At 38.3% G+C, this 14,276-nt stretch carries 9 protein-coding genes; all 9 read right to left on the bottom strand.

Features of this window, described 5'->3' with window-relative positions; translation table 11 throughout:
* Positions 1–39: 39 nt before the first annotated feature.
* Positions 40–648, bottom strand: a complete 609-nt coding sequence (gene rsmG / locus Q9M50_14065; protein MDQ7091737.1) for a 16S rRNA (guanine(527)-N(7))-methyltransferase RsmG — start codon at positions 646–648, stop codon at positions 40–42.
* The gene (gene mnmG / locus Q9M50_14060) at positions 641–2,509 is read right to left on the bottom strand and encodes a tRNA uridine-5-carboxymethylaminomethyl(34) synthesis enzyme MnmG (protein MDQ7091736.1); all 1,869 of its coding nucleotides are present in this window, start codon (positions 2,507–2,509) and stop codon (positions 641–643) included. Before mnmG ends, rsmG begins: the two co-directional genes overlap by 8 nt.
* Positions 2,510–2,580: 71 nt before the next feature.
* Positions 2,581–3,204, bottom strand: coding sequence for a tetratricopeptide repeat protein (locus Q9M50_14055; protein MDQ7091735.1), 624 nt, complete (start codon positions 3,202–3,204; stop codon positions 2,581–2,583).
* A gap of 27 nt (positions 3,205–3,231) precedes the next feature.
* The gene (phoR, locus tag Q9M50_14050; protein MDQ7091734.1) at positions 3,232–4,494 is read right to left on the bottom strand and encodes a phosphate regulon sensor histidine kinase PhoR; all 1,263 of its coding nucleotides are present in this window, start codon (positions 4,492–4,494) and stop codon (positions 3,232–3,234) included.
* Between the two features lie 3 nt (positions 4,495–4,497).
* Complete coding sequence (gene phoB, locus Q9M50_14045) at positions 4,498–5,190, bottom strand: phosphate regulon transcriptional regulator PhoB (GenBank protein MDQ7091733.1); 693 nt, start codon at positions 5,188–5,190, stop codon at positions 4,498–4,500.
* Between the two features lie 36 nt (positions 5,191–5,226).
* The gene (locus Q9M50_14040; protein MDQ7091732.1) at positions 5,227–6,966 is read right to left on the bottom strand and encodes a sulfite reductase subunit alpha; all 1,740 of its coding nucleotides are present in this window, start codon (positions 6,964–6,966) and stop codon (positions 5,227–5,229) included.
* Between the two features lie 345 nt (positions 6,967–7,311).
* Positions 7,312–7,695 (bottom strand): MAE_28990/MAE_18760 family HEPN-like nuclease, encoded by a 384-nt coding sequence (locus Q9M50_14035; protein MDQ7091731.1) that lies wholly within the window; start codon positions 7,693–7,695, stop codon positions 7,312–7,314.
* The gene (locus Q9M50_14030; protein ID MDQ7091730.1) at positions 7,692–8,774 is read right to left on the bottom strand and encodes a DUF262 domain-containing protein; all 1,083 of its coding nucleotides are present in this window, start codon (positions 8,772–8,774) and stop codon (positions 7,692–7,694) included. The genes Q9M50_14035 and Q9M50_14030 overlap by 4 nt, the downstream gene beginning before the upstream one ends.
* Before the next feature lie 21 nt (positions 8,775–8,795).
* Positions 8,796–14,213 (bottom strand): glutamate synthase-related protein, encoded by a 5,418-nt coding sequence (locus Q9M50_14025; GenBank protein ID MDQ7091729.1) that lies wholly within the window; start codon positions 14,211–14,213, stop codon positions 8,796–8,798.
* Positions 14,214–14,276: the final 63 nt, after the last annotated feature.

Raw genomic sequence — 14,276 nt, 5'->3', positions numbered from 1 at the left:
AAAGAGACGCGATGATTCACGTCTCTTTAGGCTTCACGTTTAAGTTTCAATACAGACTAAACACCGCTCTGCGTCAATACTGGGGACAGTTAAGTTAATTAAGTTATAATGTTGACTTAATAAGGCTAATTCATCCTTGGGTGTTTGTCCTTTCATGGCTAATAATAAGCCCTTATCATTAAATAAATGGGCGGTTAATTGCATGATAGTGTCCATGCTCGAAAACGCACGGCAAGTGACGGTATCAAATCCTATTTCAGGTTTAAAATCTTCAACTCGATGATGCTGAACTATCACATTGGTTAATTTCAATTCCAATATCGCCTGCTGGACAAAACGTGTTTTTTTAGCATTACTATCCAGTAATGTGAATTGCATCTCAGGATGATAAATAGCTAATGGAATCCCTGGTAAACCCGCCCCTGTTCCTATATCAATTAATCGCTGCCCCCGAATATAAGGGCTAATGGCGAGACTATCTAAAATATGAAGCCGAGCCATTTCTTCTGGATTACGAATCGCGGTCAAATTGTAGGCTTTATTCCACTTTATTATTAAGTCGATAAAAGCGATTAGTTTTTCAAGTTTTTGAGGCTCATCACTTAAGCCTAGCTCGGTAATACCTGACGTTAAAATAGTTCTAATCATGTTTCTTTTTTAAATAGACTAATAAAAGTGAAATGGCTGCGGGTGTTAACCCCGGTATTCGTGAGGCTTGCCCTAGGGTTTCGGGTTGATGTCGTTGTAATTTTTCACGGACTTCATTTGATAACCCAGGGACTTGTTGATAATCAAATGAGGTTGATAAGGGGTAATCATCATAACGTAACGCTCGATTAATTTCCGTTTGTTGTCGTTCAATATACCCAGCATATTTAGCTTGAACTTCGACTTGTTCCGAGACTGATTGATTAATTTCATCGGTATTCAAAAAGGGTAATAAGTTTTTAATATCAACTTCAGGACGGCGTAATAGGCCCATTAAATTCACTTCTTTTTGCAATTTTTTACCCCAGAGTGTTTCAACTTGGGCGGCTTCTGGGCTATCGCGTCGAATCCATTTTTGTTTTAACTGGGCTTGTAATTGAGTAACCGCCTCCCGTTTTTCAATAAACGTAGACCATCGTTTATCATCAACTAAGCCTAATTCGCGCCCTTTTTCAGTAAGGCGTAAGTCGGCATTATCTTCGCGCAATAATAAACGGTACTCTGCTCGACTGGTAAACATTCGATAAGGCTCTTGTGTACCACAGGTAATTAAATCGTCAATCATAACCCCTATATAGGCTTCATCACGACGTGGACACCAACTCGTTTCTCCTTTTACCAAACGAGCGGCATTAAGCCCTGCAATAAGTCCCTGTGCGGCGGCTTCTTCATAACCCGTTGTCCCATTAATTTGTCCTGCAAAAAAAAGATTCTGGACATATTTAGTTTCAAGCGAGGATTTTAAATCAATGGGGTTAAAGTAATCGTATTCAATGGCATAACCGGGTCGAATAATTTCAGCATTTTCAAACCCCTGCATTGAACGAATAAACGCATATTGAACATCAAAAGGTAAACTGGTCGAAACACCATTGGGGTAAACTTCGTGGGTCTCTAATCCTTCGGGTTCAACAAAAATTTGATGTGAATCACGGTCTGCAAAACGCATTACTTTATCTTCAATGGACGGGCAATAACGAGGGCCTACGCCTTCAATAACCCCCGAATACATCGGTGATCGGTCCAAGCCCTGACGAATAATGTCATGAGTTTTACGGTTGGTTCGAGTAATATGACACGGAATTTGTCGCGGATGTTGTTGACGTGACCCTATAAATGAAAATACAGGTAACGGTGTATCCCCTTGTTGGGTTTCCAGTTGACTGTAATCAATCGTCCGCCCGTCAATGCGTGGGGGCGTGCCTGTTTTTAAACGATCAACTTTAAAGGGAAGTTCACGTAATCGTTCTGCTAAGGCAATAGAGGCAGGATCACCCGCGCGTCCTCCTGTATAGTTTTCAAGCCCAATGTGAATGCGTCCGCCTAGAAATGTACCCGTGGTTAAAACGACGGTGTGACTATGAAACGATAATCCCATTTGAGTGTTAACGCCGATGACCTGATCATTTTCAACGATTAAGTCCGATACGGTTTGCTGGAAGAGCCTTAAATTCGGTTGATTTTCTAAGGTTTTACACACGGCGTGTTTATATAAAACACGATCGGCTTGAGCGCGAGTCGCTCTAACAGCAGGGCCTTTGCTGGCATTTAAGGTTCTGAATTGAATCCCTGCATGATCAATTGCCCTTGCCATGACTCCGCCAAGGGCATCAATTTCTTTCACTAAATGACCCTTACCAATGCCCCCAATGGCAGGGTTGCAACTCATTTGGCCAAGCGTATCAATATTTTGGGTTAATAATAAGGTGCTACAGCCACAACGAGCAGCAGCCAATGCGGCTTCTGTTCCTGCATGACCGCCCCCAATGACAATTACATCAAATTCTTTTTGAAATTTCACAGCGTCAATTTTTCAGATAAAACCCTATTTTAAAGGCATCTTAGTCCATTACCAAGCCTAATCTTTTCTTTTTAATCATTTTTTAATCTTTCTTGTAGTCCTGATAAGCTTAAGTCCTTATTGAAATAAGCGATAAAACTTTCGGCAATTTTTTGTTGCGATTTACAAAGTGTGTAAATAACTAATTCAAGGCTTTCAAAATTCCAGTTAAACGCATGTTCATTATCTTGATTTTTAATGGCATCCAGTACAGGTTGATAGCTTTTATCAGCGGCAGTTAACCAAATTATAAACGGGGCGAGAATGTATTCTTCGGTATTATCAGTGACTAGTTTCAAAATTTCATTTACATACTGTAAACAAAGGGGATAATCTTTTTCTACTAACGCTAACTCGGCTGAGTTTGTAAGCGCGTACACATAAGTGGGATCAATTTCCAACGCTTTATTGAAGGATTTTTTGGCTTCTGAGTACCTTTCCTGTTTAAATAAAACCGTCCCTATATTATTCCAAGATTTTTCATGTAATGGGTTAACGTTTAATTGATTTTTATAGGCATCAACCGCCTGCTCTAAGCACCCTAGTTTTTTTAGAATAACGCCCATATTGTAATAAGCCGTTAGGTGCTGAGGGTTTTCTTCTAATTTTTGTTGATAGTCAAAAACTTTATCTTTTAAATTATGTTGTTGATGCATATCCATGATTTTTATCTCTTACCGGCCTTATCGTTTAAAAATACAACGAAAATGACTGCCTTGACCTAATTGACTATTAACCTCTAATTGAGCCTCATGACGCATCAGCACATGCTTGACGATCGCTAACCCTAACCCCGTTCCGTTTATTTTACGGTCACGTTTAATTTCCACCCGATAAAAACGTTCGGTTATGCGTGAAATATGTGCAGGGGCGATGCCTTCGCCGTTATCAATCACATCAAAACATAATTGCTCGCCTTGTTTTGACCAAATGACGTTTATCGTTGAGTCCTTAGGCGAATATTTTAAGGCATTGATAATTAAGTTGCTAAAGGCACTGTATAACTCTTCACGGTTTCCCTGTAAACCTAGTTTAGTTTCAAGTTGTAATTTAATTCGTGATGCAAATTCATGCTGATTGGTTTCGCTACAAATAAGTGTAATTAATTGAGCTATATCAACATAATTTATTGTTTGCTGTTGTGTTTCTAAGCGAGCCAATAATAATAAATCATTGACGAGGTATTGCATTCGGTCAGTTTGTGCGGACATCTGGCCCAGAGAATGCTTTAAAAGTTTAGAATGGGTTTCAGACGGTTGTTCTTGTAAGGTTTCTAAATAGCCTTTTAATACGGTTAACGGCGTTCTTAATTCATGGGAAATATTCGCAACAAAATTTTTCTGCATCACTTCCATTTTTTTTTGTTGGGTCACATCTTGAGCAATCAATAACCGCTGACCTGTTCCATAATTAACCAAACGAAGTTGTAATATTAATTGATTATTAACGGGGGAATTAATAATGAGGGGGTTATGAGCTTGATGATTGTTCAAGTAATCAATAAACGCAGGCTGTCGAATAAGATTAGGCAGGCGTTGGCCTTTATCCGATTTTTTTAAACCCAATACATTTTTAGCCAGCTTATTTGACCATTCAATTTCATCGTTTTGTCCTAAAACAACAGCGGCATCAGGTAAAACATCGGTTGATTGACGGAATTGTTTGAGTATTTTACTTAACTGTTTTTTGCGTTTTTTTTTGGTTACCCTTAGACGGTAAAAATGATAATAAATATCCTCCCATATTCCTAAGCCCCGTGGAATTTCACCGCCCGCCCCATGACTTAACCAATGTTCTAATTGAGTAATTAAGAGCGACTGGCGAATAAGGGCAAAGAGTAAAATTAGGCTCAACATCGGGAAAAAATAGCCCATAAACGTGCTTAAAATACCCGCTAAGAGGATAAACAACAGCAGTTTAATAATTTCTTTTCGCCATTCCCACATGAGTTAATCCGTTAGAGAAAAGCGATACCCAAATCCGCGAACTGTTTGAATGAGCGTATCACACTGATGGGGGAGTAAAATTTTTCTTAAACGGCGAATATGAACATCAACGGTTCGCTCTTCAACATAGGTACTACGCCCCCAAACATGATCTAATAATTGAGTACGACTATAAACCTTATCTTGATGGGTTATAAAAAAGTGCATTAAACGAAATTCAGTTGGACTCATGACTAAATTTTTATTATTAATGCTTAGGCGGTGCTGTTCTTGATCTAAATTAATGGGACCGACCGAAATAATCGCTTTAGTTTCTAAGCCCCCTTGTCTACGCAAAATAGCTTTAATACGCGCAATTAATTCTTTGGGTGAAAAAGGTTTAGTCATGTAATCATCAGCACCACAATCGAGCCCTTTAATTTTATCGTCCTCTTCACCTCGAGCGGTTAATAAAATAATGGGAACTTGCTGATAAATATCATCTTTTTTTAAACGTTGCGTTAATTTGATCCCGCTAATTCCTGGTAGCATCCAATCTAAAACTAATAAATCAGGTAAGGGATTATCGGTCAAAAATTGTAACGCCTCCTCAGCACTGGCCACGGCAAAAATAGTTAAGCCCGCTTGTTCAAGAACCATGGCTAACATGTCTCGAATAGCCTCTTCGTCTTCAACAACAAGGATTGTTATTGGCATAGAAACACCCATTTTAGGATAAAAAAATAAGTTGATTTAATAGACATCTCTAACGTAGCGTTTTTCTTTTTTTAGTTGATTAATATAATCAAGGGTTTCGTTTTCGGATTTATGGCCTTGTTCGGTGATAATATCATGTAAGGCTTGATCGACATCTTTTGCCATGCGATAGGCATCGCCACAAACAAAGAAAGAGCCGCCTTGTTCTAACCATGCAAAAATTTCAGCCCCTTTTTCACGCATTCTATCTTGTACATAAATTTTTTCTTGTTGATCGCGAGAGAAGGCTAAATCTAAACGGTTTAAGATTCCATTTTTTTGCATCGCCTCCAATTCATCTTGATAGATAAAATCGGTTTCGGCATTTCGATCACCAAAAAACAACCAATTTTTCCCTTGGGCTTTTCTAAACTCTCGTTCTTGTAAAAAAGCACGAAAAGGTGCAATACCTGTTCCAGGGCCGACCATAATAATCGGTAAATTATTATTTTCTGGGACTCTAAAACTTTTATTAGGGGTAAAAAAGACGTTAACATCGGTACTTTCACCGACAATATCGGCTAAATAAGTAGAGCAAACCCCTTTGTGTTCACGTCCTTGCGCTTGATAACGTACACTCGCCACGGTTAAATGCACATTTTCAGGGTACATTTTTCCACTGGACGCAATGGAATAAGCACGATGTTGTAACGGTTTTAAAAGAGCGATGAATTCTGCGGCAGAAAATTCCATATTCGCGGATTGTACGATTAAGTCTAAACAATCGCGTCCCCATAAATAATCATTGAGCTTGCTTTTATCATTAGACTCTAAACATTCATTTAAGACTTGATCGCCTGAACGTTTAGCAATTTCTTCAATGAGTTCTTTGCTGGGTAATTTAATTTCAAATTGGTTTTGTAACGCTTCCCGCAAGCTGATTAATTCACCCTTAACAGGTTCGTCCTCATCGCCTTTACAGCCAATGGCTTGAATGATCGCTTCGACTAATTCAGGACAATTGGTAGGAATGATGCATAAAGCATCCCCTGCTTCATAGCTTAAACCAGAACCGGCAATGGAGATTTCATAATGACGAGTTTCTTTTGATGAATGCTCAGCGGTGACAATTTTATTTAGGGTCATTGTCGCGGGAAATGGGTTTTTACGATTATACTGAGGCTTATTATTTGTGGGGGCCTCGTTATCCAGTAGCGTCGTGGCAGACCCATCAGACATAAGCGGAATAACGCTGCTTATCCAACTTTCTGCAGGCTCTTCAAAGTCAACATCACAATCAATACGTTGATAAACACGTTTAGCCCCTAAAGCTTCAAGACGTTGATCCCAATCTATTCCAGCCTGACAAAATAGATCATAGCTGGTATCGCCTAAAGCTAAGATGGAATAGTGGGTATTTTCAAAACGGGGAGCTTCATCATTACTTGCTGCATCCCAAAGTATTTGAGCATTATCAGGCATATCCCCTTCACCATAAGTACTGGTGATAATGAGCAAATACTCCATCGTGGCCATATCAGTAATTTCAAGCTCATCCATGCTTTTAACAATGGGGTTTAAGCCATGCGTTTTAGCGGCCTCGGCAGCATCATGAGCAACGGATTCAGAAGTCCCTGTTTGCGTTCCGTAAAGAATATTAATAATTTGTGCGTTGGCGGTTTGGTTTGCGCTAGCACTTTGCAACATGTGGCTGTGCATTCCTGCAAAAAATCCTGTGAGCCATGCGCGTTGAGTATCAGAATAAGGGGCGTTGTTTGGAATTTTCAGTGTTTTCATTGAAGGCTAATAATTTAAAATGAGATAGTTTTCTATTTGTTTTAGGTAGGTCATAATTTTTTTATTATGTAGACTCAAGGTAAGTCTGATTAATAAAACCCTCCTTGATTCTTTCAAAAACTAAGTCCATTAACAATGTTACTAATTTTGCAGCTCTAGTTATATCATTTGTCGTTACTAAAATAGAATTTTGTCCATGAGCAATATTATTTCTGATTTTTAAAAGGAATTTATCAAGTTCATCTTTTAAAGAGTATTTAGGTTCAGGGTATTCTTGAATCTTTTCAAGGTTAAATTCTGCTAATATTTTATTAAGAATAGCAAAGCCAACATTACTTTCAGTATTTACAATAGGGTTAATATTAATTTTTTCAGCATGATAAAATTGATTAAGTTGTTTAAAAAAAGTAGCTTTTTATCTAATTTTTTAGGATATTCTGCAAATTGTTTAAATTTATTTTCTAAATGAAAAATAATCATGGGTTTGCAAAGAGTATCAAAGCTAAGTTCTAGTTTATTTAATGTCCTAATGTAAATTTGAAAAGTTTGCTGAATAAATCCTTCCCAGATTGAATAAATCATAGGGATTGAATGTTGTAACAGTAAATCTTTATCGTAGTCTAAAAGATTATAACGTGAGGTGAGTGTCTTAATACTCGATATTGAGCTTAGTCTTGTGTCTATATCAGAAGTAATTTCTTGCTCTAAAAGAACTAACGCTGTATTCATTGGTTTCCAAATATTTTACGAGCGATTTCTATACGATCAATTATTCTCCCTTTTTGCCCATTACTACTTGATGTTTTGATAACATTAATAATTTCTTTTTGATGACGATCAATTTTTTCCTGAATTAACGTTATTGGTTTGTCTTTATAAAAATCATAATATTCACTGACACCAATAGTCACAATATCATAAATAGTGGTTATTATTCGTCCTTTTCTATCTTTACTCCGAAAAATACTCTTACTTAAAGGCTGTAATAACTTAAATGTCTTTATAAAAATAGATTCATATTTTTCATAATCAAACTCTTTATTTTCCAACGCATGTTTCATGAAATCAGTCATATGTTGAGCAAGCCCAGTTTTTATATTATCTTTATTGTTATAAAGAGAAATAAACCTAAGTGCTAATTCTTCATGATAAAGTTGTTCTAAATTATTATCATTTAAATCAATTAGTTCGAGAAAATCTTTATTCTCAGAAATATGTTTTAAAAAATCATTAAAATCACTGGAAATATCTCTATAAATACAATTTCTAATTTCTTGTGCAGTTAAAGGTGAACCGCCTGTATTGAGTCGATTAAATAATTCAAATCGCATATCATAGTTACTATTCCACTTAAGAATCTCAACTCGGCAAGTTGATCTTTTGATATTTAATTTAAAGACATTAGGTAGTGTTTCATAAGAAAATCCTTCTAGGGTTTTAATTTTATTTCCTGCGCCTAAAACCCAATTATTTTTTTCTTTAATCTCTTTATCTTCACTTTTTAAAATACCAAAAAAAGAAAGCACAGTTGAGGTTCGTTGTAAACCATCCACTAATTCCCATACACCATCACCATCTGAGGCAACAAAAATAGGAGGAATGGGAATACCTAAAAGAATTGATTCAATAAAACGTGTTTGCTGCTCTTCATCCCAGCGAAAATAACGTTGAAAATCTGGTTTAATTTTAATCTCTTCACGCTCATACATACTCATCAATTCGCCAAAAGAAATATCTAATCTATCCGTGCTTAATAAATTTCTTTGCGCTTCTATTTCCGTCTGTAATTCTTCTTTTGTTGCTAACATTTATTTCTCCAATAAACAAAATTACGCAGTCATCATCGCTTGGACAATTTCCAAACTTACATGACTAGCGAGATATTCATCAACCGATGTTAAGACGTTTAATGCATTACGATTAACTCTATCTTGCTCTATAATCCATGCCGTTGAACCCATAGAATTAATACTTTGGACATCCCGATTCATTAACGCTGTTTTATAATCGGTTAAACGTTTTGCTGCGAGTAATGAGGCGAGTTGTTCATCACTGTAGTGGCTATAGGCTTCACGAATACTTTTAACCAGCGTATCTTGTAATTTACGGGGTCTTTCCGTTATTAACTTAAACACGTCATCCGTTAGTTTTTCAGCGGTATCTATCACTGCAAAACTATTGATGAGTTTAAATGTTAATTGAGTGTCAATATCACCATAAGCAGGCACTGCACCATCAAATAAGGGCGTGTTTTTTTGATGAGCATTCTTCACTTCTGCAATTTGTTGTTGAGCTAAAGCGATGGATAATTCTTCTATGATGACTTTACGTTCAAGTGCTTGTTGTAAAAAAGATGCGGTTTGAGTTTTATATAACCATAAAGGGATGGCAATAAAAAAGTGTTGACGTTCAGTTTGCCAGTTTTCTAATAAGACTTTTGCTTTTTCCGAGCCTGTGTACTCAAGATGTTGCTCAAGCATCGCTAAAATAAATTGTTCATGCGCTCTAGAAACCTTGGTTTCTTCACTTAAACAACGAATTTCAACCGACGTTTTATCATACAAATCCTTTAATAAATTATCAGGATCATATTGATAGGCATTTCCACCCGACATTCCCGTACAAAAGCCTTTCCCAAAACCACCCAGATTAAGGACAGTCCCGTTAATCATGTATTCACAACCAAAGTCGCCAACGCCTTCAACAACCGCCATCGCGCCTGAATTTCGGACGGCAAAACGGTCACCGCCTTCACCATTAATGAAGACTTTACCGCCTGACGCACCAAATAAGGCAAAGTTACCAATTAATACGTTTTCACCCGCATTACTTGAGCCGCCCCCTGGTGATTTGACAATGATTGTCCCGCCACACATGGTTTTACCGACTCCATCATTACAGGTTCCCGTATGTTCTATTCGCATTCCATCATTCAAAAATGCAGCATAACTTTGTCCTGCTGATCCTGTGGTACGAATAATAACACTATCAGGGGCAAAATAATGCCGACCGTGTTGATTGGTATAAATAATCGGCGACGTGGCACGTTGTGCATCATTCAATTCATAATGCAGTAATCGTTCAATATCAATCGCTGTTTGTCCACCTACGGTTTTATTCAAATTATTTAATTTAAACGCCGCCCCTTCAATAATTACATGTGAGCTATTGTTATCAATTAAATTCGATTTAACCTGTTCAATAATGAGATCATCAATTAAAAAATTGGCTTCTAAATAAATAGGTTGAGCAATTTTACGGACAGTAACCTGCGCTAATAAATCGGTGAAATCTAATTGCCCCACCATCGTTGGATGGTCAATTAAATGCAATAAATCAGCTTGTCCTCGAATATCTTTTAAAGATTGATAGCCTAAATCAGCGAGAATTTCGCGGACTTCATGGGCTAAATTCATAAAATATTGCGCTAAAACACGTGAATCGCCTTTAAATTCTTCATGCGCGGTGGTTAAACCAGCGGGACATTTTACATTACAATTTTTCGCCATTACACAGCGAAGCATCATTAATGCAGTCGTCCCAAATTCAAAGGAATCGCCGCCCATAATGGCGGATTTCACGACATCTAAACCGCTTTGATGAGCCGCACTGCAACGTAAGACCACTTTATCACGCAAGCCATTGACAGCTAAGGCTTGGTGAACTTCGGCAATACCAATTTCAGGCGAGCGTCCTGTATGCTTTAAGCTAGTGACCGCAGCCGCGCCTGTGCCGCCAGAATTACCCGCGACATTAATGACATCCGCGCCTGCTTTCGCAACCCCAACAGCAATTGTTCCAATGCCTTCAGAGGAGACTAATTTAACCACGACTTTAACGCGTGCGGCTTTGGCATCATGAATTAATTGTCCTAAATCTTCAATCGAATAGGTATCATGATGCGGTGGCGGACTCACTAATTCAACTTTCGGTGTTCCCCCTCGTAATGAGGCAATTTCAACCGAGACTTTCATCGCAGGTAATTGACCACCTTCACCGGGTTTTGCACCTTGGGCAATTTTTATTTCAATTTCTTCACAATTAGAATCGGCCAAATAACCTGCCCAAACGCCAAAACGACCCGAGGCAAATTGTTTTATTTTACTGGATTTTAACGTGCCAAAACGACTGGAGTGTTCGCCACCTTCCCCTGAATTACTGACTGCGCCCGCAATATTTGTTCCCTGTGCAACGGCTTCATGCGCTGCTGATAATAACGCGCCATGACTCATTGCCCCCGTGGCTAATTTTTTAGTAATCTCATGGGCTGCTTGAACGGTGGATAATTCAATGGCATCAGGGGCGGTTTTAATGGTGGCTAAATAATTAGCGAATAAATCATTATCAATGACGTTGATGTTTAGAGTATCGGCATCAATTTTCGTACTTAAACTTTTTGTGCCAAAACAAGTTTCAAAGTGACTTAAGAGTTCATGTAAGCGTTTTTCCGTATTATTCGCGGTGAATGTAATTTGAAAGCCATCGGCTGTTGCATTAACGTTTAATCCGCGAATTAAATAATTGTTATTGCCGCGTAGGTTTTGTTTATTTAAAATGAGATTAAATTCATCCGCCGTATTAGCGGTAGAAATATCGGCTGGAAAATCAACAATATCTCGCAATGCCGCAGGACGAGATTCCCGTTCGATATACAAATGTTTTATGAAACTTCGATAAGCTGGCGTTACACCAAAGGCATCAATCTGTTCGGGTGTCCGTTTTTCATAACCAAAATCAGCATAAGCGGTATCACTCGCGACCGTTGATTGTTGTTGAGGAATATATAAAATAGGCTCATCGGTCATTTTAATATATTCACGTACCGAAACATTACCAAACGTATGTCCCGCCCCTTCTTGGCGTTCTTTGAATAAGCCTAAAAAGGGAATATCCTTTTCATCGTTTATGGCTAATGCTTTGTGATGCCATTCGGTAGCACTGGCAGCAAGATCTGCATACTGTACACCGCCGACAGAGGCGTGAATATTAGGAAAATAACCGTTTAATTTAGGCTCATTCGTATCTAAATAATTGGATTCAAAAAACTCGCCGCCGATATAACTTTCAGCGGTACATAAACCAAATTTCCCCATGGTTTTCATCAATGATTTAGCCACGCCATTTTGGAAGTTATCTAAAGCTTGTTGTTGCGACTCGTTATCTTGATAGTGCGTCATTACGCGATTATGCACACTCAAAGGACATAAAGCCGATGCGCCAAACCCTAAGATAGTGGCGACATCATGCGGACTGGCGGCTTGTCCTGTTTCGGCAATTAAGGAGGAATTAAAGCGTAGACCTTGTTTTACTAAACGCTGATTCGCCGCTGAAATCATTAATAACGCAGGAATGGCCGCTTTTTCGGGACTAATATTTTTATCACTTAAGACTATAATCCCAATATTATCACGCGCGGCCTGTTCTACTTGATCACAAACGCTTAATAAAGCCTGTTCTAACTGTTCGGCATTCCGCGCTTGATTTTCATAATCAGGACTGTAAAGCATTTCTAAAGTAACGACACTAACCGCTTGTTGTTGATAAATTTGGGCGAGTTGTGGACGTTGTAAAACAGGGGAATCAATGACTAGTTGCTGTGAATTTTGGGGTGAAAAATTCGGTTTTGCGCCTAATGCAACCCGTAAAGTCATGCCATCACTTTCACGCAAGGAATCTAACGGTGGATTAGTCACTTGAGCAAAACGTTGGCTAAAATAACGTGACATGCCGCCTTCTGCTTTTGAAAGTGCGTTAGGCGTAATGCCATAGCCCATTGCAGAAACCTTTTCTAATCCGACAGTTAGCATCGGATCCAGTAAAAATTTAAAACTTTCTTGGTTTAAGGAATAAGCGGTATGTTGCTGTTCGATACTAAACTCACGCTTATTATCAATCGCAGATAAGGCCACGGTTTCAAGTTCTGATAAATGGATGCAGCTATCGGCTAATAATTTTTTATAATCGTGTTCTTTCGCTAAACGTTCCATAACTTGATGACTATTATAGGCTTGCTGGGTTTCATGATCGAAATATAACATGCCCCCCGCTTCAATCCGTCCGCGCCTTAAAACTTGCTCTGGCGGGAAGTCAATTTGTCCCGCTTCTGACATCACCACTAAATAATCATCGGTTTCAACTGAGCGTAAAGGCCGTAAGCCTAAACGGTCTAAACGCGCACCTACTCGAATGCCATCATTAAAAATTAAGGCCGCAGGCCCATCATTTTTTTCTTCATAAAGACTAAAGTATTCCAACATTGCTCGCACATCATCGGATAATGAGCGGTCGTTTTCCCATGCAGGGGGCATCATGGCTAAGACAGCGGTAACAATGTCTAAGCCATCTTCATTAATACGACGGGTGAGTGTTTGATCTAAACGTCCTGAATCGGATTGTCCTTTTGGAAAAATAACGGTTTTATTTTGTTGCTTTGCAATCGCATTTTCGCTTAAACGATTTTTCTTATCGGTATTTAGCTCACCATTGTGCGCCATATAACGAAAAGGTTGTGCCATCATGGTGGCAGGTTCAGTATTGGTTGAAAAGCGGGTATGAAAAAATAAAGTGCTAATTTCGTGGTCGGTATCGTATAAATCTATAAAATAAGGGATGACTTCATTCGAGTTTAAACGCGCTTTATACACTTGAGTGCGTGAACTCATGGAAAGAGGGTAAAACCCCTGTAAGTTATCATCAGTAAAACCTTCGGCTTCTATTGTTAATAATGCCTTTTGAATGAGACTTTCAAATTCTTCATGCGTTGCTGTTTTTAAATGATTAGGACGACTAAAAATAATTTGTTTAATTGGTAACTGCGCCTTAATCGCAGCCTCATTAATCTCTTTATTATTAATAGGCACATCGCGCCACCTAATAATAGGAAAATCAAATTGTTTTAAATATTTTTCAACCATGACGCGTGCGTCCGAGTCATGATGTTCATGGTCTTCTGGAAAGAAAAAATTAGCAACGCCGAATTCTCCTAACTCAAGGTTGTTTTTTTTTGTGATTTTACGAAAGAATTTAAGTGATAAATCAATATTAACCCCCGCACCATCCCCGACACCTTCTGCACTCATACCGCCACGATGAGGAATAGTACAAAGAGCCTCATGGGTTTTTAATAAAACATCATGAGTTTGTTGACTTTGTTTATGGGTAATGAACCCAACTCCGCAGCTATCCTGCGATAAATCAGCGTTATAAAGCATTTTATTTGTGCCTATATTTTGGGGATTTCTAATCATAATTTCCCTGTTTTTAAAAACTATCTCTTTTAAATGGTAAGTGCATGTAGTGTTTTTTTTCAC

Source organism: Methylococcales bacterium, assembly GCA_030949405.1.
GTDB lineage: Bacteria > Pseudomonadota > Gammaproteobacteria > Methylococcales > Methylomonadaceae > WTBX01.
This window is presented reverse-complemented; position numbering and strand designations above follow the sequence as displayed.

What these genes read in the sequence shown, in the direction of transcription:
- rsmG (MDQ7091737.1), bottom strand. Translation starts at nt 648, where the DNA reads ATGATTAGAACTATTTTAACGTCAGGTATTACCGAGCTAGGCTTAAGT.
- Q9M50_14055 (MDQ7091735.1), bottom strand. Translation starts at nt 3,204, where the DNA reads ATGCATCAACAACATAATTTAAAAGATAAAGTTTTTGACTATCAACAA.
- phoR (MDQ7091734.1), bottom strand. Translation starts at nt 4,494, where the DNA reads ATGTGGGAATGGCGAAAAGAAATTATTAAACTGCTGTTGTTTATCCTC.
- phoB (MDQ7091733.1), bottom strand. Translation starts at nt 5,190, where the DNA reads ATGCCAATAACAATCCTTGTTGTTGAAGACGAAGAGGCTATTCGAGAC.
- Q9M50_14040 (MDQ7091732.1), bottom strand. Translation starts at nt 6,966, where the DNA reads ATGAAAACACTGAAAATTCCAAACAACGCCCCTTATTCTGATACTCAA.
- Q9M50_14035 (MDQ7091731.1), bottom strand. Translation starts at nt 7,695, where the DNA reads ATGAATACAGCGTTAGTTCTTTTAGAGCAAGAAATTACTTCTGATATA.
- Q9M50_14030 (MDQ7091730.1), bottom strand. Translation starts at nt 8,774, where the DNA reads ATGTTAGCAACAAAAGAAGAATTACAGACGGAAATAGAAGCGCAAAGA.
- Q9M50_14025 (MDQ7091729.1), bottom strand. Translation starts at nt 14,213, where the DNA reads ATGATTAGAAATCCCCAAAATATAGGCACAAATAAAATGCTTTATAAC.